Origin of the sequence: Spirosoma montaniterrae (assembly GCF_001988955.1) — a bacterium.
Lineage (GTDB): Bacteria > Bacteroidota > Bacteroidia > Cytophagales > Spirosomataceae > Spirosoma > Spirosoma montaniterrae.
Genome location: NZ_CP014263.1, coordinates 255,961 through 282,077 on the forward strand (window position 1 = coordinate 255,961; position 26,117 = coordinate 282,077).

General features: G+C 52.5%; 24 protein-coding genes. 16 read left to right on the top strand and 8 right to left on the bottom strand.

All coding sequences use genetic code 11. From position 1 onward, the window contains the following. Positions 1-11: 11 nt before the first annotated feature. The 5 genes from AWR27_RS01085 to aat all read right to left on the bottom strand — a co-directional run bounded on the left by AWR27_RS01085 (position 12) and on the right by aat (position 3,745). Positions 12-1,262, bottom strand: coding sequence for a glutamate-5-semialdehyde dehydrogenase (locus tag AWR27_RS01085; RefSeq protein ID WP_077129489.1), 1,251 nt, complete (start codon positions 1,260-1,262; stop codon positions 12-14). Next, positions 1,259-1,624, bottom strand: coding sequence for a toxin-antitoxin system TumE family protein (locus AWR27_RS01090; protein ID WP_077129490.1), 366 nt, complete (start codon positions 1,622-1,624; stop codon positions 1,259-1,261). The genes AWR27_RS01085 and AWR27_RS01090 overlap by 4 nt, the downstream gene beginning before the upstream one ends. Before the next feature lie 17 nt (positions 1,625-1,641). Then, on the bottom strand, positions 1,642-1,911 hold the full coding sequence (locus AWR27_RS01095; protein ID WP_077129491.1) for a hypothetical protein: 270 nt from the start codon (positions 1,909-1,911) through the stop codon (positions 1,642-1,644). Between the two features lie 48 nt (positions 1,912-1,959). After that, complete coding sequence (gene proB / locus AWR27_RS01100; protein WP_077129492.1) at positions 1,960-2,994, bottom strand: glutamate 5-kinase; 1,035 nt, start codon at positions 2,992-2,994, stop codon at positions 1,960-1,962. Positions 2,995-3,115: 121 nt separating this feature from the next. Next, positions 3,116-3,745: a leucyl/phenylalanyl-tRNA--protein transferase gene (aat, locus tag AWR27_RS01105; protein WP_077129493.1), complete on the bottom strand. Its 630-nt coding sequence runs from the start codon at positions 3,743-3,745 to the stop codon at positions 3,116-3,118. Positions 3,746-3,887: 142 nt separating this feature from the next. On the opposite strand from aat, the gene AWR27_RS01110 reads away from it, so the two are divergent. Next, positions 3,888-4,232 carry a DUF4260 domain-containing protein gene (locus AWR27_RS01110; RefSeq protein WP_077129494.1) on the top strand — a complete coding sequence of 115 codons (345 nt, stop codon included), beginning with the start codon at positions 3,888-3,890 and terminating at the stop codon, positions 4,230-4,232. Positions 4,233-4,352: 120 nt separating this feature from the next. On the opposite strand, the gene AWR27_RS01115 is transcribed toward AWR27_RS01110, so the two are convergent. Next, the gene (locus AWR27_RS01115; RefSeq protein ID WP_077129495.1) at positions 4,353-5,363 is read right to left on the bottom strand and encodes an AraC family transcriptional regulator; all 1,011 of its coding nucleotides are present in this window, start codon (positions 5,361-5,363) and stop codon (positions 4,353-4,355) included. Continuing rightward, a complete protein-coding gene (locus tag AWR27_RS01120) occupies positions 5,360-6,112 on the bottom strand; it encodes a helical backbone metal receptor (RefSeq protein WP_077129496.1) in 753 nt (250 codons plus the stop codon). The genes AWR27_RS01115 and AWR27_RS01120 overlap by 4 nt, the downstream gene beginning before the upstream one ends. 157 nt (positions 6,113-6,269) lie before the next feature. On the opposite strand from AWR27_RS01120, the gene AWR27_RS01125 reads away from it, so the two are divergent. The 12 genes from AWR27_RS01125 to AWR27_RS01180 all read left to right on the top strand — a co-directional run bounded on the left by AWR27_RS01125 (position 6,270) and on the right by AWR27_RS01180 (position 21,875). Beyond that, positions 6,270-6,773 carry a Rad52/Rad22 family DNA repair protein gene (locus tag AWR27_RS01125; protein WP_077129497.1) on the top strand — a complete coding sequence of 168 codons (504 nt, stop codon included), beginning with the start codon at positions 6,270-6,272 and terminating at the stop codon, positions 6,771-6,773. An 83-nt stretch (positions 6,774-6,856) separates the two neighbouring features. Then, positions 6,857-7,582, top strand: coding sequence for a head GIN domain-containing protein (locus AWR27_RS01130; RefSeq protein WP_077129498.1), 726 nt, complete (start codon positions 6,857-6,859; stop codon positions 7,580-7,582). 188 nt (positions 7,583-7,770) lie between these two features. Beyond that, positions 7,771-8,502, top strand: a complete 732-nt coding sequence (locus tag AWR27_RS01135) for a vWA domain-containing protein (protein ID WP_077129499.1) — start codon at positions 7,771-7,773, stop codon at positions 8,500-8,502. A 133-nt stretch (positions 8,503-8,635) separates the two neighbouring features. Beyond that, positions 8,636-9,124, top strand: a complete 489-nt coding sequence (locus AWR27_RS25450; RefSeq protein ID WP_077129500.1) for a helix-turn-helix domain-containing protein — start codon at positions 8,636-8,638, stop codon at positions 9,122-9,124. 90 nt (positions 9,125-9,214) lie between these two features. Continuing rightward, positions 9,215-10,057 (top strand): SDR family NAD(P)-dependent oxidoreductase, encoded by an 843-nt coding sequence (locus tag AWR27_RS01145; protein WP_077129501.1) that lies wholly within the window; start codon positions 9,215-9,217, stop codon positions 10,055-10,057. A gap of 3 nt (positions 10,058-10,060) precedes the next feature. Next, positions 10,061-11,218: a lipid-A-disaccharide synthase gene (gene lpxB, locus AWR27_RS01150; RefSeq protein ID WP_077129502.1), complete on the top strand. Its 1,158-nt coding sequence runs from the start codon at positions 10,061-10,063 to the stop codon at positions 11,216-11,218. Positions 11,219-11,273: 55 nt separating this feature from the next. Then, the gene (locus tag AWR27_RS01155) at positions 11,274-13,628 is read left to right on the top strand and encodes a glycosyltransferase family 4 protein (protein ID WP_077129503.1); all 2,355 of its coding nucleotides are present in this window, start codon (positions 11,274-11,276) and stop codon (positions 13,626-13,628) included. 49 nt (positions 13,629-13,677) lie between these two features. Further along, positions 13,678-15,165: a glycoside hydrolase family 130 protein gene (locus AWR27_RS01160; protein ID WP_077129504.1), complete on the top strand. Its 1,488-nt coding sequence runs from the start codon at positions 13,678-13,680 to the stop codon at positions 15,163-15,165. Between the two features lie 458 nt (positions 15,166-15,623). After that, positions 15,624-18,896 carry a SusC/RagA family TonB-linked outer membrane protein gene (locus AWR27_RS01165; RefSeq protein WP_077129505.1) on the top strand — a complete coding sequence of 1,091 codons (3,273 nt, stop codon included), beginning with the start codon at positions 15,624-15,626 and terminating at the stop codon, positions 18,894-18,896. 127 nt (positions 18,897-19,023) lie between these two features. Next, positions 19,024-20,508: a SusD/RagB family nutrient-binding outer membrane lipoprotein gene (locus AWR27_RS01170; protein WP_077129506.1), complete on the top strand. Its 1,485-nt coding sequence runs from the start codon at positions 19,024-19,026 to the stop codon at positions 20,506-20,508. A 347-nt stretch (positions 20,509-20,855) separates the two neighbouring features. Then, the gene (locus AWR27_RS01175; protein ID WP_077129507.1) at positions 20,856-21,374 is read left to right on the top strand and encodes a hypothetical protein; all 519 of its coding nucleotides are present in this window, start codon (positions 20,856-20,858) and stop codon (positions 21,372-21,374) included. Between the two features lie 87 nt (positions 21,375-21,461). Next, positions 21,462-21,875 (top strand): hypothetical protein, encoded by a 414-nt coding sequence (locus AWR27_RS01180; protein ID WP_077129508.1) that lies wholly within the window; start codon positions 21,462-21,464, stop codon positions 21,873-21,875. 52 nt (positions 21,876-21,927) lie between these two features. Here AWR27_RS01180 and meaB read toward each other — a convergent pair whose 3' ends face one another. Next, positions 21,928-22,911: a methylmalonyl Co-A mutase-associated GTPase MeaB gene (gene meaB / locus AWR27_RS01185; RefSeq protein WP_077129509.1), complete on the bottom strand. Its 984-nt coding sequence runs from the start codon at positions 22,909-22,911 to the stop codon at positions 21,928-21,930. 299 nt (positions 22,912-23,210) lie between these two features. Here meaB and AWR27_RS01190 point away from each other — a divergent pair, with 299 nt between their 5' ends. The 3 genes from AWR27_RS01190 (at position 23,211) to AWR27_RS01200 (ending at position 26,051) form a co-directional block, all read left to right on the top strand. Then, positions 23,211-23,750, top strand: coding sequence for a transposase (locus tag AWR27_RS01190; RefSeq protein ID WP_077129510.1), 540 nt, complete (start codon positions 23,211-23,213; stop codon positions 23,748-23,750). A gap of 511 nt (positions 23,751-24,261) precedes the next feature. Continuing rightward, complete coding sequence (locus AWR27_RS01195) at positions 24,262-25,218, top strand: HNH endonuclease domain-containing protein (protein WP_232325940.1); 957 nt, start codon at positions 24,262-24,264, stop codon at positions 25,216-25,218. Then, positions 25,215-26,051, top strand: coding sequence for an HIT family protein (locus AWR27_RS01200; protein ID WP_232325941.1), 837 nt, complete (start codon positions 25,215-25,217; stop codon positions 26,049-26,051). Before AWR27_RS01195 ends, AWR27_RS01200 begins: the two co-directional genes overlap by 4 nt. Positions 26,052-26,117 lie beyond the last annotated feature (66 nt).

The window sequence follows — 26,117 nt, forward strand, 5'->3', positions numbered from 1 at the left end:
ATGGGTGAGTTTCACCACCGCACCTGCCCGTTGCCAGTGACAATCCACTTTTCGGTCACTAACTTTTCGAGCGCGAACGGGCCACGGGCGTGGAGTTTCTGCGTCGAAATACCAATTTCGGCACCTAACCCGAAACAGCCGCCATCGGTAAAGCGTGTCGATGCGTTGGCGTACACGGCAGCCGCATCGACTTCGGCCAGAAACCGGTCGATAACGGCCTGATTCTGCGAAAGAATGGCCTCCGAATGCCGCGACGAATACGTTTGAATGTGCGACAGGGCTTCGTCTGGCCCGTCAACAACTTTTATGGCACATTTATAATCCAGAAACTCGCGGCCAAAGTCTTCGTCACGAGCGGGTTGCAGGTTGGTGTAGCCCGCGTTCTGCAAAATGCCAAACGCCATTTCGTCGGCAAACACCTCGACGTTCCACCTGGCAAAGTCTTCGGTCAGCAGGGGCAGCAACCGGTCGGCTATGGCGGTATCGACCAGCACACAATCGAGGGCGTTGCATACCGATGGGCGCGAGACTTTAGCATTCACGACAATAGCCGCAGCTTTTGCCAGATCAGCCGAGGCTTCGACGTAGGTGTGGCATACGCCCGCGCCGGTTTCAATAGTTGGCACGAGCGAATTTTTCCGCACAAACTGAATCAGCGACTCCGACCCGCGCGGAATAATAATATCGACATAGCGCACTGCCGTGAGCAGTTCGTTGACTACGGCACGGTCGGGCGGTAGCAGCGTAACGGCGGCCTTCGGTACACCAAACTCGGCCAACACACTCTGTATCAGACCAACTAAATAGCGGTTAGAAAAGTCAGCTTCTTTGCCCCCTTTCAGCACACAGGCATTGCCTGACCGCAGACAAAGCGACGCCACGTCTACCGTAACGTTGGGCCGGGCTTCATAAATAACGCCCACCACGCCGAGCGGTACGGTCATTTTTTTCAGCCGCAGTCCAGGTTCAATCTCCCGTTCGAGCAGCACTTCTCCGGCGGGGTCGGGCAGCAGGGCCACGTCGCGCAGGCTGTCGGCCAGGCCCTGAACGCGGGCTTCGGTCAATTTGAGCCGGTCGAATTTGGGGTCGGCAGGGTCCATGCGGTCGAGGTCGCGCCGATTTTCGGCCACGATTTGGGCCGTATGGTCGATCAGTACGTTAGCAAGCTGGTTGAGGAGGTCGGTTTTACGGGCGGGCGAGAGCCGTCGAACGGTAGCAGCAGCCTGTTGTGTTGCTTGCAGAAGGGGCGTTATCGGTGTCATGGTTGGGGTAATTGGAGTTCGGTGGCGATAAATTCGAGAACGTCGGATAACGTAACACTATAGCTTTCTACTACCACTTCTGCACCGCCCCGGTAATCATGCTTATGGTGGGGGAACGAAGCTAATTTTGGGAAATGCGGCACATTATCCCAACGCATCAGCCAGATTGCATCGGCTGTCTGCCAGTGATAGGCATAACTATGTTTAACTTCGTCAGTGTATTCTTTCGTGAACAATAATGAACCGTCGGTCAAGACAATCCGAAGCTTCAAATGCGCTGCACCATCAAAGTCATAGAAATCCAAAACGTCATAATCGGATACAAGCGAATGGTGGTGCAACCAGTGTATAGATTCAGTCATAAACTACTTTTCAGGAGCTAATCGACCAATTCGATTTCACCATCATTTATGTCGCTGATTTTCGCATTGATACGGATCAAGAACTCGTGAGCTGCTTTCCAGTCAATGTAATCATCCCATTCTTCAAATACCTCTTTTTCAGCCGTTTCAAAGTGCTTTTCAAATTCTTCGAGCGACGTGTTGTACTTTCGTTCAAACATCGCGACTGTATCCTGAAATCGGTGTTTTTTGGCGCGATACTCCAACAGCATCCACTGCCTTACCGTTTGTTTGCTCACTTGTACCATAGCTGTGTTCGTTGTAAGTAAAAGACAAAGTTGCCAAAAAACAGCAACCTACAAAAGTACAATATCGTTGGCATTCGCCACGTCAACGTTTTGTTGTTGACGTTGTTGCGTAAGCGTTTCCGACGAAATCCGCGCCCGCGCCACAGCCACTACCGTATCCTGTTCATCTATAATTTCAACCATTTCGCCAGCGGCAAACTCGCCCAGCACCGCCCGAACGCCTACGGCCAGTAAACTGCGCCGTTGCGTTAAGGCCCGCACCGCTCCCGCATCAACCTGTACCCGACCCACCACCAGCGACCCGCTCGCCAACCAGCGGTTCCGCGCCGACAGCGACGTTTCCGCCGGTGTAAATTCGGTGCCTATTTCGCCCCGCAACGCCCGGTCAAGGCTGTTTGGTTCGTTCAATCCGAAAATTACGACCCGGATACCTAAGCGTGTCGCCAACTTGGCAAACGTCAGCTTGGAAGCCATGCCGCCCAGCCCCATCGATGATTTATCGGTACGGACTACCCCGAAAACACGCTCGTCGAAGGCTGTCACCTGCCTGATAATCTGCCCATTGCCGTCTAATAACCCACCAACCGACGTACACAGCATCAGCACGTCGGCCCCAAACCCTACGGCGATGAGCGTTGCCAGTTCGTCGTTATCCGAAAATTTCAGTTCGCGGTTGCTGACCACGTCGTTTTCGTTGGCAATCGGAATAATACCGTTCGCCCAAAGCTCTTCGTAGGTTTGTTTTAGTTGCAGAAACTGGTCGCGGTTGGCGAAGTGGTGCCGTTCGCAGAGGCTTTGGGCAATGGAGACGCCGTAGATGGAAAAGAAGCGCGAATATTGATTGAGCAACAGCAGATTACCGACAGCCGCAGCGGCCTTACGCTGGGTAATATCGCCCCGGTAATCGCGGATAAGTCCCTTGCCTGCGCCCACCGCCCCCGACGACACGAGTACGATGTGGTAGTGCGGCTGGAGAGCCGCTACCTGCCGCGCAATATCGACCATGATGGGTTCATTCGGTTCGCCAGTCGATTTGGTAATGGAAGCGGTGCCAAATTTCAGTACAAGAACGGGTTTTGTCATAGTCTTTACAGCGAGCCGCCAACAGTGGGTAGTATGCAGTTTTTAGCCGGCAAAGTTAAGTAGCTGCCGGTTTCAATTCATTACACTGCCTACTGATAACTGTTGACTGTTCACTGAAAACTTAATCGCCCGCATGATTACGGAACAGGTGTTCGAAGACGTTTTCGGTGAAGCGTGCTTTCTGGCGAAGGGCTGCTTTGAGTCGGCGAAGATAATCGGCTTTGGGAATTTCAATGGCACCGAACCGCCGAACGTTATCATTAATAAACTGCGTGTCAAGGAGTTGGAACTGCTGTTCGCGCAATGTCATAATCAGATAATGAAACGCTACTTTCGAGGCATCGCTGACGTGGTAGAACATCGACTCGCCGAAAAAAGCCGCGCCCAGCGATACGCCGTACAAACCGCCAACCAAACGATTATCTATATACGTTTCAACGCTATGTGCAAGCCCCATGCGGTGCAGTTCGGTGTACGCGTCGATAATTTCCTCGGAAATCCAGGTGCTATCATCATCGGAGCGGGGTACGGAACAGTAGCGCATCACCTGCTCAAAATTGTCGTTTACGCGCACGTCGAAGCGTTTTTGGTTTAAAACGGGCCGCAGCGACCGGGCGGGTTGGTAGGTGTCGATGGGAATAACGGCGCGGGGGTCGGGCGCGTACCAGTAGAGCGTACTGTCCGCGTCGGCCATCGGAAAGATGCCGTTGATGTACCCGTAGATCAGGTCGTCGGCGGAGAGCTTGCTCATGAAAGTGCAGGAAGAGATTAAGACAAAGATAGCAAAATAGTTGAGAATCAACTATTCGCAATCGGTCATTAACTTTTCGTTATCTGTCAGCGACTACCCGGCCTCTGTATGTGACCTTTGTATCAGATAAAAACAAACGGTCATGAAAACGCTCTTAAAATCTGAAGAATTAGCCCTGTTTCTGGGCAGCATCTACCTGTTCTCGCGCCTGAACTTCGCTTGGTGGTGGTTTCCGGCCCTGTTGCTCCTGCCCGACATCAGTATGATTGGCTATTTAGTAAACCCAGCCGTGGGTGCGGTGTTGTATAACGTGGTACACCACAAGGGATTAGGCATCCTGATTGGGCTGCTGGGTTTGGCAACTGGCAATCAGTACCTCATGCTGGCGGGAGTTATATTGCTGGCCCATTCAAGCATGGACCGCGTGGCGGGCTACGGTCTGAAATATTTCGATAGCTTTAAGCATACCAGCCTCGGATTGTTGTAATACAGCGATGTTGTTGTGACACAGAGATGCACAAAGGCGCACAGAGATACACGGAGCTTAGCTTAAAAATTCTCCGTGTATCTCCGTGTCTCCTCTGTGCATCTCTGTGTCATAAAAGTGTCATAAATACGCAGCCCGGAATTCGCCAGGCGTTTGGCCGGTCCATTTTTTAAACGACCGGAAAAATACGCTCGGTTCCGAAAAACCCAGCAGATAACATACATCCGTTAAACTCAGGTTTGGTTCCCGGAGGTGCCTGACGGCTAATTCCTTACGCACATCGTCTAATTCCTGCTGATAAGTCGTGCCTTCGCCTTTCAGATGCAGTTGCAACGTTCTAACACCCATCGCCAGCCGGTCGGCAATGGCCACGAGCGTCGGTTCTTCGCCCTTCAGCAACGTCACAATTTCGGCCCGGACACGTTCGCGCAGAGTCAGTGTCCGAACACGCTGCAACAACTCGCCGGCGTGTTGCTCGAACAGCGTGAACAGCCCTGGATTGGCGTTCAGTACGGGCAGGTTGAGCAGGGATGCGTCGAAAATATAGGCCGTTTGATGGGTATCGAAGCCGATTTCAGCCGGGCCAAATACGCGCTCGTGTTCGCTAACGTCAGCCGGGTGTGGATACGAAAACTGTACGGTATCAGCCACGAGCCGTTGCCCGGTCAACGCCCGCATCGCCGATTGATACACCGACAATTCGGAGTTCAGCGCGTAGTCGGGATAAGTAACGTCGGGGCTGACTATATCGAGTAGCAATGCAAACTGATTCCCTGTGCGTTTGCCCGTAGTGCGGATACCTTCGCATACAAGGTCTTGATACTGAAACAGTCTGTTGAGAGCTGCCCCCAGCGTGGGGCTGTGCATCATCACATAGGCCAGCACACCTACCGACATTGGACTGACTAACTCGCCAAGTTTAAGAGGCAGGCTGTTGTCGCCCGTGGCCGCTATTGCTTCGCGCCAGAGGTCGTGCATTTGCCGAATGGAAATACGATTGTCGGGGTGGCGCAGATAGCCGGGTGTAAGCCCCACCGTTTGTATGAGTGCGTCGGGATCGGCCCCTCGTTGTCGGGCGGCAAACAACATCAGATTAACCGTAGCTACCGAAAGCGTATGAGCGACTTTCATGCATGGAGTTTAGTTTGCAACTCCCGAAAATAGGTAGTTGCCCGGAGCAATCGACTGCCATACCACGAAAATACCTCCCCATCGACTCCCAGCACCTGCGCCCATGGGCAAACGGCCTGTAACTCTGTTACGTGTTTCGGCTTGAACGGGTACGGCTCCGATGACAAAAACACCAGATCGGGCCGGGCGGCTTGCAACGTTTCCGTCGACACCTCCGGGTAGCGGCTTTGATCGGCGAACGCGTTATAAAACCCGGCTGCGGTGAGCATAGCGTCGATAAACGTATCGGAAGCTGCCACCATGTATGGTTTGCGCCAGATTAGGTAGGCCACGCGCAGCCGGTTGGTGAGCGGCTGGGGAAGGCCAGCAAAATCCTGAGCAATCTGCGCGGCCATCTGATTGGCCTGTGCGCCGGCTCCAACCAGCGTACCTACAGTGCGAATCATTGACAGCGCGTCGGGCAGCGTTAGAACGTTGGTGATGTGAACAGGGTAGTGGCGTTGTAGTTCTTCGATCTGATCTCGTGTATTTTCTTCTTTGTTTGCCAGAATCAGGTCGGGCCGGAGCGCGTGAATGCGGTCGAGGTGGAGCGTTTTCGTGCCACCAACAACCGTCCCGGTCGTTCGCGCATGGGCCGGATGAATGCAGAACTTTGTGACGCCAATAACCTGTTCACCCACGCCCAGATCGAACAGCAGTTCGGTTTGCGATGGCACGACGGAGACGATGCGTTGCGGAGACGTTGGCATAACAGATTGTGCTGTTTTTTGCTTAAAAATGCGTATTTTTAAGCAGAATTCACCCCACCCCAACCCCTCCCCGTTAGGGAGGGACTAAAACCATCCGGTTTCATAAGTCCCTCCCTAACGGGGAGGGGTTGGGGTGGGGTTCAACAACCAATACAAAATGAACTTAACTATTTTAACGGCTCCACTTACGGCGCAGGAGATTGAGTGGCGCGTACAAAGTCAAACCAAAGACGGGCAAAAGATTATTGTGGTGCCGTATATCACCAACCGTTGTGTCATGCAACGTTTCGATGAACAGTTCGGCTGGTCGAACTGGCAGAACGAAATCAAGGAAATCGACGGGGGGTTTCTCTGCACCATTACCGTTGCCATGCAGGGCGGGCAGTTAGTCAAAAAAACCGACGGAGCCAGCCGCACCGACATTGAACCCGTAAAAGGGGGTATCAGTGACGCAATGAAACGTTGCGCCGTACAGTTCGGGCTGGGTCGTTCACTGTATGATTTTCCACGCGTGTTCGTGCAAACAACGGATAAATACATTCCCGACTGGGCGCAGACGCTGCTTGACAAATTGGTCGAAAAAATCAACGCGGGCGGTGCCGTTCGCGACGTGATTGTACTCAAACCTGAACACGCTAAACCGGCGGCTAAGGCTGTGTGATAAGTTTATTCGACACACGACGCAACGTTCAGCGGTTTTCAGTCATCTTTTGGGTAAATTGTTAAACAGATATACATAACTTCATGAAAACCCTGACCGCCCTCTTTTTTGTCTTTGCACTGGCCGTATCGTCAACACAGGCGCAGCAGCAGGAAACTATCAAAGGCAACGGCCAAATCGTGACGCAGAAACGCACACTCGGCTCGTTCGGCAAACTCAATGTTCGCGTAGGCATGCGCGTCAAAATTACGGCGGGTGATGCAGCCTCTGCCGAACTCGAAGGCGAAAGCAATATCCTCGAACACGTTCTTACCGACGTGAAAAACGGTGAGCTGACGGTTACGTTTGCACCGAACAAGAGCTTCAATCAAACCAAGGGGGTTGTTGTCACGATTCACGTACCCAAACTTGATCAGGTGATGGTCAGTACTGGTTGCTCGGTCGATTCAGACCTGCCCATTCAGGCCAGTACCCTGACGGCAACGGTCGAAACGGGTAGTTCGCTAACGGCCCCAATCAACGCGAAAACGCTGAAATTAGCCGTGAAGCAAGGCTCGAAAGCCAACCTGACCGGCACCGTAGCCGACGCCGACATTGAACTGGAAGGAGCCGGTAAGCTCAATGCCGAAAAGCTGACCATCGCCCGCGCCGACGTTCGGCTCGAAGGAGCAAGCCGCGCCGACATTCACGTGACCGAAACCCTTTCAGCCGCTGCCGATGGTGTAAGTACGATCAACTACACGGGCAACCCGACCGTCAAATCAGAACAGGCTACCGGCCTGTCGAAAATTCGGAAACAGGGGAAGTGATGTAGAAAATGCCATTTACTCAAAAAGCCGGACTGCCCGAACTGGGGCGGTTCGGTTTTCGTTTTCTGACTATACCATCTCTTTTCCGTCTTCCCCTAACACAGACCGCCCTCTATGATTACCCTCGCGTTGGGAGAACGCCAGGGCAGCATATCCTTTTGTCAAAATTCTAACCGCATTACTTATTTATGACACAAACACAAGCTGCTCAAAATCCTGTTACGCCTACGACATCGACCGCTGAGACAGTGGCCGATATCCTGAAACATCGGGTTTACAACCTGCTAATTTTAGACGAAAGCGGCTCGATGGCAAGCATCAAACAAGCCACTATCAGCGGGTTTAACGAAACACTGCAAACCATTCAGCACGCCGAACGCGAATACGCCGGGCAGCAGCATTTTGTGGCCGTTGTGCCGTTCAGCACCTGCCGCCCGCTCGACCGTTTCGACCTGCAAACCACAGCCGCGCTGAAACTGCTTGACGACCAAACATACAAACCCAACTGCGGCACGCCCCTCTACGACGCTATTGGCTTCGGCATTACCCAGTTGAGTCAGGTTATTGGGCAGCAGGGCGGTACGTACAACGTGCTGGTAACGGTGCTGACCGATGGGGAAGAGAACTCGTCGAAACAGTACACTGGTCCGCAGATAAAGACGATGATCGACACGCTGAGACCGCTCGGATGGCTCTTCACGTACATGGGCGCAAACCACGACGTCGAAAAAACAGCCGCCACCCTGTCGATTCAGCACAAGATGGCCTTCACGGCTGATGCCGACGGTGTGCAGCGTTCGTTGAAGAAGGATAGCCTGAGTCGGTTGAAGCTATACGCGAAGATGAACCTGAGCCAAAAGCTCGGCAAAACGCTCACGGACAAAGACACCGATTATTTCGGGGAAGGGGATGTGAACTGATATATGTTAATTTGCACCCGTCGGGGACTGGCCTTCGGCGGGTGTGGTTTATTTCATGTACAGTTTAGGCTACACAAAATAATGATTTTGTAAATTGTGTATTCATCAAGTAGAAACTACAACCAGCACAACTATGGACGAACAGAACTATGTTATTCAAAACCCAACAGAATTTCCATCGGGGCATAGTGAAGTGGGTAATCTTGATAAAATTAGGGCTGATTTGCTCAAAAGTTCACGCTTGGAGCAAAGTCTTAGTTACGATGAATTTGCAGAGATGGTTTGCATTGATGCTGATCGCCTACAACGTATAGAGACTTATCAAGAACCACTATCTGCTACAGAAATAGAGATATTCTGTTATATAAAACAGGTTCCATTAATTGACTTTTTCCCACTTCTACAAAAAGGGGCAAATTCATCAATGGGGCAGTTCGTACGCACTCACCGTAGAGCAAGAGGTTTAAGTCAAGAGGCACTTGGTGTAGCGATAGGTGTAACTAAACAGGCTATTAGTAAAATTGAAATGGGTGAAAGCTATCCCAGTCATATGCATCTAAAGCCTCTCGCAATAGTATTGAGTGTTCCTCTAACTGAACTTTTGGCGCGAAGACCTCATTGAAACTGTAATTGCTTCCCAAAGTTACTTTGGTCAAAATGATAGTTGTGCAGTACGAATGAATTATACGAAAAGCTAACAGTTTAATTCTCTGTGAAAACCGCCCTCATTACCGGTGCCAACTCCGGTTTAGGTTTGGCTACGGCCCGTGCGCTGGCCCAACGATCCGTTAACCTGATTCTGCTTTGCCGCAGCGAACGAAAAGGACGTGAAGCGCAGCTCAGTATTCAACAGGCCAACCCCGCCGTTCGGGTCGATTTGATCACGGCTGATTTGGCCGATCTGGCGTCGGTGCGCCGGGCGACAGTGCAGGTTCGCGAGCAGTACGATACACTCAACGTGCTGATTAACAACGCCGGTTATACACCCGCTCGTATCGAGTTTACGCCTGAAGGTATTGAAAAGTCGTTTTTTGCCAGCCATATCGGGCATTTTGTGCTGACGCATGAACTGCTCGATTTACTGAAGAAATCGGCTACGGCTACTGAACCGGCGCGGGTCGTGACGCTATCGTCGGCGGCCTATCTGGGCGGGCGCACGTCGCGATTTTTCCGGCGTATCGAAACCCTTTCGCCCACGCTGGCGTATTGCGACGATAAGTTAGCCAATCTGCTGTTTGCCAAAGAACTGGCGAAGCGCACCGCCGGGCAAAATATTGTGTCGTACTCAGTGCATCCGGGCGCGGTGAAAACCAACTTCGGAGCCGATACGCCGGGCTTTCTGGGCAAGGTATTCGCGCTGGTGGGGCCGCTCATGCGTACACCCGAACGCGGAGCCGAAACGTCGATCTTTTTGGCATCGGCTCCACTCAAAGCCATTGGCGAGCGGAATAATGGTGCTTATTTTGCCGATAGCCGACCCAAGACCACGTATAATGGCGACATCACCGACGAAAAAGCCGCCTGGCTCTGGGAGAAAAGTCTGGTGTACCTGTAATCGATGACCTACTACCTGATTGCTGGTGAGCGTTCCGGCGATTTGCACGGCGCGAACCTGATTCGGGCCATTCGGCAGCACGACCCGCAGGCGCAATGCCGGGCCTATGGGGGCGAACAGATGGAAGCCGCCGGGGCCGTGCTGGTGCGCCACTACCGGGAGATGGCCTTTATGGGTTTTCTGGAAGTGGTCCGTAACCTCGGCACCATCCGCCGAATTCTGCGCGAGTGCCAGGCCGATTTGCTGGCGAACCGACCCGACGCGCTTATTCTAATCGACTACGCGGGTTTCAACTTACGCATGGCCCGGTTTGCCAAAAAACATGGCATTCGGGTGTTTTATTACATCTCACCGAAGGTTTGGGCCTGGAACCAACGACGCGCCCTCACTATTAAAGCCAACGTCGACAGGCTGTTTACGATTCTGCCCTTTGAAACCGAGTTTTTTGCCCGCTACGATTACGAAGTAGAGTACGTCGGCAATCCCCTCCTCGACGCGCTGGCCGACTTCCAGCCCGGCCTGGATTGGCCCGGCCTGGATTGGCCTAGCCCGACGTTTGGCGACGCGCTGAGCGCAAACAACCGGCCCGTGGTAGCGTTGCTGCCCGGCAGTCGCCGACAGGAGATTACAATGATACTGCCCCTGATGCTGACCGTTACGCGCCGGTTTCCGCAGTACACGTTCGTGGTCGGCACGGTTAGCAATTTGCCGGAGTCATTATACGACAGTCTGCTGACCGATTACCCTGACGTTCGGCGGGTGAGCGATGCGGCTTATGATTTGCTGCACGTTGCTACGGCGGCACTCGTAACATCGGGTACGGCAACGCTCGAAACGGCCCTGCTCAATGTGCCGCAGGTGGTATGCTACAAAACAACGGGCGTTAGTTATGCCATTGCCAAACGGCTCATTGCCGTGCCGTTTATTTCGCTCGTGAACCTGATTGCCAATCGTGCCGTTGTTACTGAGCTGATCCAGAATGATCTGACGCCCAGCCGTATCGAGCAGGAATTACGGGCTATTCTGCCCGGTGGCGACCGGCGTGACCAGCAACTGGCCGACTATGCCACTGTCCGGCAAATAATGGGCGATCCGGGAGCGTCGGAACGGGCTGGCAAGCGTATGGTCGAACTGGTGGCTGACCAAACAAAAAACCGCTGAATTCGATTATATTAGTAGGATAGTTCGCACCTGACTACCACTATCAATCAACGCTATGACGACTTTGACGAACCAGCCGGGTATGCCGGACCAGGAATTACCGAGTGCATCGGTATGGGCTTACAATCCCAAAAACGTAGCTTTTATCGGCGATTATCTGCCCCGGCAATGTGGCATTGCTACGTTTACGTCTGATCTGTACAGTTCGTATAATCGGTTTATTCCTGATTCAAATGCCATTGTCGTGTCGGTCAACGACACGCCCGAAGGCTATGATTACCCCGCCGAAGTGCGTTATGATTTCTATCAGCACGATCAGGAAGCGTATCGCCGTGCTGCTGAGTTTCTGAATGCCAAAGACGTTGACGTGGTGTGTTTGCAGCATGAATATGGCATCTTCGGCGGACCGGCAGGAAGCTACATCCTGACGCTGCTGCGCAACCTGACGATGCCCGTTGTAACTACGTTTCACACGATTTTGAAAGACCCCAATCAGGATCAGTTGCTGGTGCTGAAAAGTATAGCTGATCTATCGGCTCGCGTTGTTTGCATGAGCGAGAAGGGTCGTGATTTTCTGGTTAATATCTACGAAATTCCCGCTGAGAAAATCGACGTAATCGCTCACGGCATTCCCGACATGCCGTTCGTTGACCCGCATTTTTACAAGGATAAGTTCGGGATGGAGGGTAAGCAAACGCTGCTGACCTTCGGGCTGTTGTCGCCCAATAAGGGCATTGAAACCATGATTCGCGCGTTGCCACAGATTGTGGAGCAGGTGCCAAACGTGGTGTATATGATTCTGGGGGCTACGCATCCGCACCTGATTCGGCACGAAGGTGAAGCCTACCGCGACAGTCTCAAAGCCCTTGCTACCAAACTCGGCGTTCGCGACAACGTGCGATTCTACAACCAGTTTGTCGAGATCGAAGACCTGCTCGAATACCTCGGCGCGGCTGATATTTACGTTACACCGTATCTGAATCCGGCGCAAATTACCTCTGGTACGCTGTCGTATGCGTTCGGTTGCGGCAAGGCGGTGGTATCGACGCCCTACTGGCACGCCGAAGAACTACTGGCCGACGGGCGCGGAGTGCTGGTGCCGTTTGGTGATAGTGAGGGGTTTGCCAATGCTATTATCAACCTGCTGACCGACGAACCGGTGCGCCACGCGCTCCGAAAGAAGGCGTATTTAGTGGGCCGACAGATGATTTGGGAAGAAGCCATTCAACGTTATGCCCGTTCGTTTGCGCAGGCCCGGCAGCAGCGTATGATTGTTGTGAGCCGGCAATTACCGCAAAACGCTGATATTGACGGCGGTTCGACCTTCAAACTGCCCGCGCTTAAACTCGACCACCTGTTCCGGCTTACCGACTCGACCGGTATGGTGCAGCACGCCCGTTTCCACTTGCCTTTCTACGATGAAGGGTATTGTTCGGATGACAACGCCCGTGCGTTGATTTTGGCGATATGGCTGCGCGACGCGGGCTTGAGCGACCCGAAAGTAGCCAAAGCCGCTGATAATTACGCAGCTTTTCTCAATCACGCCTACAGTGCTGAACACCGCCGGTTCCGCAATTTCATGAGCTACGACCGGCAATGGCTCGAAGACATTGGTTCTGACGATAGCACGGGCCGCACCATGTGGGCAATTGGCACGAGTATTGGCCGTGCTACGGATCGTAATACCGTTACGTGGGGTATCAACCTGATTGAGAGCGTATTGCCAACGATTGTACAGATGGGTTCGCCCCGTGCCTGGGCCTTCGCATTGCTGGGTATTTATGAGTACCAGAAAAAATTTAATGACGACCGGCTGGCAAAAACCATCCAGCGACAACTGCTCGACAAACTTATGGCCTGCTACCACGCTACGGCTACTGAAGACTGGCCGTGGTTCGAAAACGTGCTGTCGTATGATAACGCTGTGCTGGCTCACGTGCTGATTCGGTCGGGCGATAACGCGATGGTGCAGGTTGGGTTGAAAGCACTGCGGTGGTTGCTGAATTTGCAGACCGCACCCAAAGGGCATTTCCAGCCTATTGGCTCTGATGGATTTTACACCAAAGGCCAGCCCCGCGCCTATTTCGATCAGCAGCCGCTCGAAGCGCAAAGTACGGTATCTGCCTGCCTGGCCGCTTTTTCGGCGACGGGCGATGCAGAGTGGCACCGTGCCGCCATTCGGGTATTCAACTGGTTTACAGGGCTGAACGATCTGGGTCTGCCACTTTACGACCCGCAAACGGGCGGCTGTCGCGATGGCTTGCACATCGACCGCGTGAATCAGAATCAGGGGGCAGAATCTACGTTATCGTATCTGCTGGCATTGGCTGAGTTATACACGGTGCAGAAACAACAGGCAGAATTGAAAGCAGTTGACACGGCGGTGGCAAAGTTGGTTAAGGCACAGTAGAATTTTGTTTATTGCAGCAAATAAACCACTACACAATACTAAAGAAGTAATGAGTATCAAAGCCACCCGCACCGGCATTGTGTTGCGGCCCGACCCCACCCGCGTGTTGTTTCGCCCGTTTGAGTTGGGCAGCAGCACTCGTACCCTGAAAATCATTGCCCGCGTTGGCTCGATGACCGACGAAGAGGCCGATAAGAAACTCAATGAAGTGATTCGAGAGTTTGGCGGTCGGCATCATAAACTGGAGCGGTTTCTGTTGCAACGCTTCGAGCAAATCAAGCCGCATTTGCTGACCGATGAGCCGCTGGAACTTGATCGGAAGCTGCTGCTGGGCGCGTATTTCACAATGGAATATTCGCTGGAGTCGGCGGCTCTGTTTAACCCGTCGATGATCTGGCACCCCGACCAGACCAACGTACCGCCGGGCTACAAACGCTTCATACTCAGTTTGCGGGCTACGGGCGAGGGGCACGTATCATCTATCTCGTTTCGGATGGGCTACATCGACGAAGAAGGACAGATTGTGTTGCGTAAGCCTTCCCGCTACGTAACGGCTCCCGAAATTGTCCCCGATCAGCGGTTTAAACGGGTGCAGTTTGAACGGAAACTCTATGAGCTGCGCCTGGAAAACAGCATTCAGGAGAAAATGATGACCGGGCTGGGAGAGGAGTTTACACTGGCCGAACTCGAAGCGCAGGTCCGGCGTATTTCGGCTCAGTACCGATATAACGCTGAATATGAAACCATTGCCGCCGGTCTGACGGCTCTCGCCCGCTCGAATTACGAGATTGATTTTGACGACGACCTGAGCTTAGACGAACGCTGTATTTTTCCGACCTCGCCCAACGAAACCAACGGCATCGAAGACGCCCGCTTCGTACAGTTCACCGACGATAACGGCGACGTAACGTATTACGCCACTTACACCGCCTACAACGGGCGCGTTACGTTTCCGCAACTGCTTGAAACCAAAGACTTTACGCATTTTCGGGTCAGTACGCTCAGCGGTGCCGAAGTGTCGAACAAGGGTATGGCACTGTTTCCGCGTAAAATCAACGGCAAGTACGCGATGATCTCACGGCAGGATGGGGAGAATATCTACCTCATGTATTCCGACGATCTGTATATCTGGCAAACCAAAGAACTGCTGCTTAAACCAACGCACCACTGGGAATATGTGCAGTTAGGCAACTGCGGGTCGCCTATCGAAACTGAAGCAGGCTGGCTCGTGCTAAGCCACGGCGTCGGGCCGATGCGAAAGTACGCCATCGGCGCGTTTCTGCTCGACCTGAACGACCCCGGCAAGGTACTTGGTCGGCTAACCGAGCCGCTGCTTAGCCCCGATGAAAATGAGCGCGAAGGCTATGTGCCGAATGTGGTGTACAGTTGCGGAGGAGTAGTGCATGGCCGCGAACTGATTATCCCGTATGCGATGGCCGACTACGCGAGTAGCTTTGCCACAGTAAACGTTGACGAACTGCTGGCCGAACTAACAGGCACGATTAAGCCCGAACTAACTCAGGCAGTAGTGGTCTGATTGCCATGAATTTTTAAGGAAGCCGAAGCATCGGCCCGGATAGATAGTACGGATGTTGCGGATTAACACAGATTTCTCATCTGTAATGATTCGTAACGTTCGTATTTCTATTTTTTACATATAGGTAATTACTCAAAATTATGCAAAAATATAACTAATCTAATGTGAGTAAAAATACTTACAAGTAATAACAGCCTATAGTACCCTACTTATTCAACACCACTTTTCTTATTGCTTTATTGAGATTTAACAGATATTATGAACTTTATTTTTTAGATAAAGTGCTGATTGATAATTATTTGCAACAAAATATGTAAGATATTCCGCAAAGCTGCAAAAGGAGTTCTTTAAATTCTGTCAAAATTATAGACTAAAGAATTTTGTATTGCATAAATAATTGTACAAATTTGAGTTTGCTTTCTTACCTATATAGTCCATAAAACAAGATCAAGTAGTTCATGAGAAAACTTTTAATGACGCAGCTATTGCTGTGTTTTCTCAGTTTGCCATTGCTGGCGCAGGATGTTGCCATCAGTGGTAAGGTTACGTCGACGGAAGACGGGTCTGTGCTGCCGGGCGTGAACATTGCCGTAAAAGGCACGTCGCGCGGCACCAGTACCGACGCCGAAGGGACGTACCGACTCAACGTACCGGCGGGTTCGACGCTGGTGTTCAGCTTTATCGGGTTTGTTACCCAGGAAGTGCCTATCGGCAATCGCACCACGGTCGATGTAGCATTGGCGAGCGATGCGGCCCAGCTTCAGGAAGTGGTTGTAACGGCCTTGGGTATCAAACGCGATGCCAAATCGATTTCGTTTGCTACGCAGCAGATCAATGCCGAACAGCTTCAGGTGGTGCGGCAACCCGATGCGGGGAATGCGCTGGCTGGTAAAGTAGCGGGTTTGCAGGTGCTCAGTCAGGCCGGGTCGAAACTTGGTCAGGGTGCTGTGATTCGGATTCGGGGGGCGGCTTCATTGGTCGATAAAAACCCGCTCTACGTGGTCGATGGCACTCCGCTGACAGCCGACAGCGGCACCCCGCCTTCGCTCGACATCAACCCCGACGACATCGAAACGCTGTCTGTGCTGAAGGGTCCCAACGCTACGGCTCTCTACGGGCAGCGGGGCGACGCTGGTGTGATTGTCATTACGACCAAGAAGGGCCTCGCCCGTAAAGGTATTGGCATTGACATCAACAGCACCACGACCTTCGATCAGGTCAACATCATTCCGAAATACCAGAATCTGTATGGCGGGGGCGGTTCGTCGGCATGGCGGACTTTTACGTGGGCACCGGGCAATCCCGTTGAGTGGCAGGCGTTTAATGGTAAGCGTTATCACGACTACACAGACGATTCGTCGTGGGGGCCGCGTTTAGATGGCTCGGAGTACATTCCGTGGTATGCCTGGTATCCGGGTAGTCCGTACTCGTTCAAAACGGCGTCGTTTACGCCCCAGCCGAACAACGTGCGCGATTTCTACAACACGGGCCTGACGCTCAACAATGGCGTGAGTATGCGGGCGGGCGGCACGGGCTACAACCTGCGGCTGTCGTACACGAACGTGAACCAGACGGGTGTGCTGCCAAACACGTCGCTGCAACGCAACTACATCACGGCGGCCACAACTTTCGACCTGGGCAAAAACCTGACTGCCGGGCTGAACCTGAACTATACTACCGACCGCGTAAACGGAAACTTCGACGACGATTACTCGAATTTCTCAGGGGCGGGGTCGTTCAACCAGTGGTTTCACCGCAACCTCGATATGGGCATCATGCGCGAGTTGCGCGATTTCCGCACACCCACCGGTGCGCTGGCAAGCTGGAACCACAGCAATCCTACGGCCACCACCAACTTCAGCACGCCGAACTTCAACCGGGGCAACTACTGGTATAACTGGTATTCGTATCAGGACAACATTAACTACCAGACCAATCGCGACCGGCTGTTTGGCGACGTGAACCTGACCTACCGCATCAACGACCACTTCCGGGTGCAGGGCTGGCTGCGCCGGAATCAGCGGCAGACCAATTACGAGAACAAAACGCCGACGATTCTCGAACTCAGCGCGGCCCAAACGGGCGTGAAAGCTGAATACACCACCGGTGCTGTTACCGAGCGCGAAGACAACTACGAATTCTTAGGTTCTTACGACAACACCTTCGGCGAGTTTGACCTGAGCGCGAACGTGGGCGGCAACATCCGCGACAATCGCTACTCGCGGGTCGATATGGCAACAACGGGCGGGCTGTTCGTGCCTGACCTGTTCACCATCGGCAACTCGATTGGTACGCCAAATCTGACAAACAACCGCTTCCGCAAAGAAGTACGCAGCTTATATGGCCGGGCCTCGCTGGGCTGGCGCGATATGGTGTACCTCGAAGTAACGGGACGTAACGACTGGAGTTCGGCCCTGCCTGCCGACCGAAATTCGTATTTCTACCCCTCGGTGGGTGGTAGCTTTGTGTTCTCTGAACTGACCCGCGACAGGTTGCCGTTTCTATCGTTCGGGAAGCTGCGCGGTAGCTGGGCGCAGGTGGGTTCCGATCTGAACCCGTATCAGTTGGCACTGAACTACCAGGTGAATCAGTTCAAATACAACACTAACAGCCTCATTACCACGCCTAACCTGCTGACCAATGCCGAAATCATTCCGTCGCTGTCGTCGGCGTATGAAGTGGGCGTTGATCTGCGTTTCCTGAAAAACCGGGCCGGGCTGGCGTTTACGTATTACAAGGAGAACAAAATCAACGAGATTCTGAACGTAGACGTGACAACCGCCAGTGGCTTTACCGAAAAGGTAATCAACGCGGGTCGCATCGAGCGTAACGGCATCGAACTGCAATTGACGGGTCAACCCGTTGTGGGCAAAAACTTCAACTGGGACGTTGCGCTGAACTTCGCCGTAAATAATTCGCGCGTGATTAGTCTGGGTAGCGTCAACTCGATTCAGGCGACCTCGGCGGTGCCGTTCGGCTCCTCGCTGCAATCGTTCGACACCAACGATGCGTTTGGGTTTGCTTACGTGATTCATACCGACGGCACCGACAACGGCGGCAACAACCGCTGGGGCCAACTGCGCGGCAACGGAATTCTGTACGACGAGCAGGGGCGTCCTTTGCTGAACAGAGATCCTGTGACCGGCATCTACACGTATCAGTTTGCGGCTAACCAGTACTTCGGCTCGGTGCTGCCTGATTTCACGGGTGGTTTGATTAATACGCTGCGGTACAGAAACTTCAACCTCGGCATTGCCATCGACTACCAGAAAGGCGGCAAATACTTCTCGCTGTCGAACCTGTTCGGTCAGTATTCGGGCTTGTACGCCGAGACTGCGGCTACCAATGACCGGGGCAAAAACGTGCGCGACGACGTAGCCGAAGGCGGTGGCGTTCGGGTTCAGGGTGTAAGCAGCACAGGCGAGGCAGTAGATACCTACGTACCAGCTTACGACTATTACCATCAGTTTGGCAACAACGGCATCATCAATAATTCGGTGTTCGATGCTTCGTATGTCAAGCTGCGCGAGATAAGTTTCGGTTATAACATTCCGCTCAAGTCGAACCGCTATTTCCAGGGTATCGGTCTGAGCGTAGTGGCCCGGAATCCGTATCTGCTTTATGCCGCCAACCGCAACATCGACCCTTCGGAGTTATCGCAGCGGTTCGGCGAAAACGGTCAGCAGCCCGGTACGCGCTCGCTCGGTTTCAACGTTCGGTTAAGTTTTTAGTAAGAGTTATGACACAGAGATTCGCTGAGATAACACAGAGATACACCGAGATGATTTTAGTAAAAGCTCAGTGTATCTCCGTGCAACCTCTGTGCATCTCTGTGTCACAAAAATTTTTGTAATCACAATGAACTTCAAACATAAATTTCTCTCCATCAGCCTGTTTACGGGCTTAGGATTAATGGCGGGGTGCAGCGATTTCGGGGATATGAACGTGAACCCCAACGCGGCCACAACGCCCGTAACGTCGGCTCTGCTAACGGCGGCTATGACGGGCATTCCGCCGACGACACCCACAGGGGCACTGCTCGAAGGCATTGCCGGGCGGCTGACCGCGCTGGCCGTCGAACCGCGTTTGTTCGTACAATACTGGTCGGAAAGCCAATACCCCGAAAATTCGCAGTATGCCACGACGTTTGCCGACTGGAACCGGTATTATGCCGTAACACTCCAGGACCTGCAAACGATTATCGACTACAACACCAACGCCGATACGAAAACCTATGTGGCCCAGTTCGGCTCGAACAACAATCAGTTGGCCGTTGCCCGTATCTTGAAAGCGTACCTGTTCTCGGTTGTGACCGACCGCTGGGGCGACGTGCCGTATGTCAACGCACTGAAGCAAACCACCGCCGTGCCGTATGACCCGCAGCAGGCTATTTACGCCGATTTGTTCAAGGAGTTGCGGGAAGCGAGTGCGCAGTTCGACAATGGACGGGCATTTCAGGGCGACATTCTGTTTAATGGCAATCAGGCCCGCTGGAAAAAATTCGCCAATTCGCTCCGCATGATTCTGGCGATGCGCCTGACCAAAGTTGACCCTGCCACGGCCCGCACCGAATTTCTGGCCGCTTACAATGATGCGGCTGGCTATATCAGTACCAATGCCGACAACGCGACCATTCAGTTTACCGACGTAAATCAGTTTCGCAACCCCGACAACGCTCTGTTCGACGGGCGTAGCGATTACGGCGTGAGCGACGTGCTGGTAAACAAGCTGAAAGCTTTGAGCGACCCGCGCCTGCCCGCCTACGCTGCCCCAACCGACAACGGCGATTATCTGGGCTTGCCTTACGGCCTGACCCGCGAACTGCTCATTGCCTACACGAACGACAACGAGTTCTCGCTGCCGAGTGCGAAAGTGCTGGCGAAAACGCAGCCGGGCTATATCATTACGGCGGCTCAGATGCTGCTGGCAAAGGCCGAAGCTGCGGCCCGTGGCTGGATTTCGGCAGATGCCCGCACCGCCTACAATGATGCTATTCGGGCATCGTGGGAGCAGTGGGGCGTATTCGATGCTACGAAATATGCCGCCTACATTGCCAGCCCTGCCGTGCTTCCAACCACGGGCGACATTCTGGCGAAAATTGGCGATCAGCGGTGGCTGGCTCTGTACCCAAATGGGCAGGAAGCCTGGTCAGAATGGCGTCGGACGGGCTTCCCCGATCTGAAACCAACGCCCTATGCCGTTAACGAAAGCAAGCAGATTCCGCGTCGGTATGCTTACCCGAACAGCGAACCCACGCTCAACGCGGCTGCTTACACCGAAGCGGTGGGCCGGTTGCAAAATGGTGATAAAACCAATGCCCGTGTGTGGTGGGATAAGCCTTAAATTGACGCAGGTGTAAAAACGAAAAAGCAGGTCGACAATGTTGACCTGCTTTTTATATTACGCTTTATCCAACTATTAAAGACTATATCGAACGGCTCTGGAGATACAGAGAGACCGGTGAATGACTTTTCAAAATCAGACAATAAATTCGTATTACTGCCCAGATGTTTCTACAAATGTAAAGGCTTTATAAAGCTTTTAAGGTATCGCTCGTAGAATCGTATACTATTCGGTATGAATATTAATTTTTCGGTAGGTGAACAATACATTTTTCTGTCAGGCGGCTACTAAAGACCCTTAAACTTTTTCGTTCATAGGGAGTTATTTCTTGTAAACAACTCAACGATATGAACGACGAAAAGCATGTAGAACGCGACGATGCACAGATTATTGGCCGCACAGAAGGTCCTTTCGGCACCGATGATGCCGACGCCGATGTGTCTCAAACTGATAATAAAAACCGGGATTCGCTCGAAGACTCGGCCAATGGATTAGATAGCCTTCAGGTTCGGGGTGGGCAGGATGGTCGCAACAACCGTGGTATTGGCAGCACCGATATGGATAGCAAAAACGGTGTGTTGCGCATGGGCGATCAGGATAACAGCACGATGGAAGTGACCGAGCAGGCCAAAGAAAGCATTGCCGGAAGTGCTACTACCAATACAAGTACCGTAGACGTAACAACCGCTGGTCCCGACGATTACGCATCTGCCAATCAGGTGGGTGTTCCGAACGCGCAGCAAGCCGCCAAAGCGGAGGACGACGAAAACGATGCTGACTCCGATGATCGTGACAGTGTGCAGGAAGACCGCGAAGAAGACGTAGCCGAAACCGGCACCGATTTGAACAATCAACCGACGTATTGAGTAATGAAAAGTGAAAAATGAAAAGTTATCGACCACCAACTTTTCATTTTTCACTTTTCATTTTTCACTTTTTAAAAATGCAACGTTATGAGTCTTAGCAGCAAAATGCGTAAAGAAAGCACTGAGTCGAATGCGGCTCAGGCTATGCACAGCCCAATGGGTTTGCACCCGGAACAGGGCCTTGCCCAACTGAACGACAAAGGGTTAGAGAATGAGTTGCCCTCACGCGTAGCCGGTAGCAGTGATACCGATGTACCGGGCGACGTAGCGCAGAACAAAATTCTGGCTAATGAGTCAGGTACTGGTGAGCAATCTGTATTGCCCGCCGATGCCGAAGACGCATCGACCGACGAAGACAATCCGATGACTGCCTATCAGCAACCCAACACGCTTTCGACCGACGACGTAGTTGCCGATGCCGACTGGAATCGTAGCACAACGGAAGGAGGCATTCCGGCTACCCGCGCCAACGAACCTGACCGCACGTTAGGTAATTCATAATCGTTCGGTTCCGTAAGCGGCTGAATTAATTCCGGGACGCGCAATCAGCCGCTTACGGAACGATTGCAGTGAACAGCGTATCGACCGCCTGACTTGGCAACATTGTACCGTTTTTAATTTGCTCTTCCAGAGCAGTCAGACGGTCGGCGATGCCGGGTCGGGCATAAAAATTTTGACTCAGGCGTTGTTGTAACAGGCCTTTAAACCAGCTAAGTTGTTGCTGTTGACGTCGTTGAGTACGATGGCCGTTTTGTGCGGTCAGCGTTTGATGTTCCTGAATGGTTTGCCATACGTCAGCCACGCCCATGCCAGTTAGAGCCGAACCCGTCAGCACGGGCGGAAACCAGCCCGTATCGGTGGGCGGAAACAGGTGTAGCGCGTTCTGGTACTCAACGCGGGCGCGATCGGCATTGGCGACATTATCGCCGTCGGCTTTGGTGATACAAAGCGCATCGGCCAGTTCCATGATACCGCGTTTCATACCCTGCAACTCGTCGCCCGCACCGGCCAGCATTAGTAGCAGAAAAAAATCGACCATACCGTGTACGACCGTCTCTGACTGCCCCACACCAACGGTTTCAACCAGAATCACATCGAACCCGGCGGCTTCGCAAAGAAGCATGGTTTCGCGCGTTCGATGTGCCACTCCCCCCAGTGCGCCACTTGCCGGACTGGGCCGGATGTAGGCGTTCGGATTGGTAGACAGCGTTTCCATCCGCGTCTTATCGCCCAGTAAACTCCCGCCCGACCGTTGGCTACTGGGGTCAACCGCCAGTACCGCCAACCGATGCCCCACGTTGGTCAGGTAAGTGCCGAACGCTTCAATGAACGTGCTTTTTCCCACGCCGGGCACACCCGTAATACCTACGCGCACCGACCCGCCCGTATGCGGCAGCACACCCTCCAGCACCTGTTGCGCCAGAGCCTGATCGTCGGGTCGGCTGCTTTCCACAAGTGTAATAGCCCGGCTCAAAATCAGCCGGTCGCCGGTCAGGATACCGTTGATATAGTAGTCGGGTGAAAAACGTTGTCGCATCGGCTGCAAAATACGTAGAGACGCAAGATTTTGCGTCTCTGGGGTAGGAATTGTGTCTCAGGTATAAAAATCGCGTCTCAGCCGTAGAAGTTCGGCGCGGTTACTTGGCATGCCGCAAGATTTTTGCATCTCAGGTGTGAATTTGGCTGGCTAATTACGTCTAACGGCTGACGCGAGGGGGCTGACGCAGAAATGGCTGACGCGTTATGGCTGGCGCGAGAGGAGACGCAAAAAAGGCTGGCGCGAGAGGAGACGCAAAATCTTGCGTCTCTACGATTGTATGACAAAACCACCGTATTATGAAAATAACGCACTACCGAGACAAATACCGGATTGATTCGGCGCGATTGGCCGATTATGATTACGGCTCAAACGGGATGTATTTTATCACAATCTGCACTAAAAATCGCATTCCATATTTCGGGTCGATTGAAGAAACAGATGGGGAGTTTGCGCTACAACCCACATTGCTCGGACAGCAGGCCATTGCGTGTTGGTTAGCCATCCCTGACCATTTCCCATTTGTCGCGCTGGATGGTTTCCAGATAATGCCGAATCATATGCACGGATTGCTTTGTATAAATAAACCCGGTTACGAGGAGTGGCATCCGAACGTTTTTGGCCCCCAAAGCCGAAATCTGGCATCAATCCTGCGCGGCTATAAAGTTGGTGTAACGCGGTTCGCTATAGAAAACCAGCTCGAATTTGGCTGGCAACCCCGGTATTATGACCGGGTAGTTCGCAATGAGGACGAACTAAATCGAATTCGCTGGTACATTCAGCAAAACCCCGCCAATTGGGCCAACGATGCCGAAAACGCGGAAGGGCAATATATGTGAACCCACACGTAGAGACGCAAAATCTTGCGTCTCTTCTCGCGTCAGCCTTTTTTGCGTCTCTTCTCGCGCCAGCCATAACGCGTCAGCCGTTTCTGCGTTAGCCCCCTCGTGTCAGCCGTTTCTACGTCTCTCCCTGCGTCGGTCTATTGAGTTGCACTCCGTTGATTTTCAGATTGGAAATACACGTATGAAATGGCTGGCGCATGAGGAGACGCAAAATCTTGCGTCTCTACGCGAGGGAAACGCCCCAAAACTGCGTAGATTTGGGTAAAAAACTATTTCCTAATGCTCGCTTTTGAACCCCGTAAACTGTCTTTTTCCGGCCACGAATCGTTCCAGTGCCGTAGTTTGTGGCTGAAGAAAGGCTAAGATGATGCAACTCCCGGAAAGCGACGGTTTAGATGTTGGGAGATTATCATCTGTTTTCTCTGATACAACCAATTCTTATAAATTCTACTGGCTACTGGCTATTCTTGACAGCCTGCGTGAAACCGGCCAAACGCGGTTCTCAATGAGGGATTTATCCTTACGGATGGTTGCTAATGTCTGGTATCCGCTCGATTATTTCAAACTGTCATTTGGTAAACAGGATGGTTTCAAGCCCATTGCTGACTTTGTTTCTGAACGTATTACTGTCGACAACGGCCCCACGGCTCCTCATCTGTTCGACCAATTGAATACCCGTTTATCACCAGTTGACGCTGAACAACTTCACCGGAAAGTAAGCGCGTTGTTGCGGTGGGTTCCATACCGGTTTGTCCGGCCTTTTTTTGCTCAGGAGACACGCGGTTTGCCCGACGACCAGGTAAACAAGCGCATTGTGGAACTGGCTGGTCAAACCACCAAAGTACCCTATCGTTTCGTGGGTAGCGACATTGAACTGAATAATAATTGGGTTGTGTATTTGCAACAGCATCAGGCTATTCTACGCGGCTTTACGCTCTGGCATCTGGTGCGTTTTCTGCAAAAAAATAACCCCAACGTTATTGGCCTGACCGAAAAATTAGAGAAACCGGGCGTCCGGGTGCTGAACACAGCCAACACGTTCTGGAAAGAATACCTGAAAGCAAACCCAGCTTTGACCTGCGTTTACTCCGGCCAAACGATCACAACGGCTAATCTAAGTTTAGACCATTTTCTGCCGTGGTCGTTTGTGGCGCACGACCAGCTTTGGAACATTATTCCGACACCAAGAGCAGTTAACTCAGCCAAAAATGACTGGTTGCCTTCCGTCGATTTGTACTTTCATGCCTACACTCAGCAGCAGTTTGCAGGCTTCCAGTTTCATGCTCAAAACGGCCATGATAAGTTGTTAGAGGACTATTCCTTGCTTTTCGGGCAGAGTCTGAGAAGTATTCAGCAACAACCGTTTACATGGTTTCTTGAACGGCTGGAACGTGCTGTTTTACCACAACTCCAGACCGCCCAGAATTTAGGGTTTTCTTATCCATTCATTTATAAATCTTGAACCCACAAAACCCCTACAGCTACCTCACGGCCAAGCAACGCGATACGCCTTCCTTGCCTATCCGAATGCTTCACGAGCGTAAGCTCCTGAGTGGGCGCATACTTGACTACGGATGTGGATTCGGTCAGGACGTGCGTTTTCTGCAAGCCAAAGGCTACGAAACTCACGGCTACGACCCGCATTATTTCCCGGAACTGCCTGCCCAATCGTTCGACACCATTGTTTGTTTCTATGTTCTCAACGTCTTGTTCCCAGATGAGCAGACGGATGTGCTGATGAACGTTTCGCGTCTGCTCAAACCCACAGGCCGGGCTTACTTCGCCGTTCGGCGCGATATTACCCGCGATGGTTTCCGAACGCACCAGCTATACGGCAAGCCGGTTTACCAGTGCAATGTGCAATTGCCGTTTACGTCTATTTACCGAAACGAAAACACAGAATTTTATCAGTATCAGCACATTAACCAACTCGCTGCCGAGACGAGCAAATGCCCGTTTTGCTCACCCAAATCCAGGCTGAAATTACTGACTGAAACAAGCCTGACATATGTCGTACTGGATAGCTACCCCGTCAGCAAAGGTCACGCACTTATCACACCCAAAAGGCACGTTGCCAACTTCTTCGATTTACCGTTGTCGGAACAAAACGAGTGCTGGCAGGTGGTCAATAAAGTGCAGGAAATTTTACAGGAACGGTTCGCGCCGGACGGCTTCAACGTCGGGCTGAACATCGGCGTTGCTGCGGGGCAGAAATTTCCCCACGCGAGCATTCACGTGATTCCACGTTACACGACGATTCCGGGGGGCGGGATTCGGAACGTGGTGAGGAAATAACTCTGCAGCATTTCCCGGATAATAGCGCAGCGGCCTAAATCCCGTTTAATCTTGCAAATCCTGGCT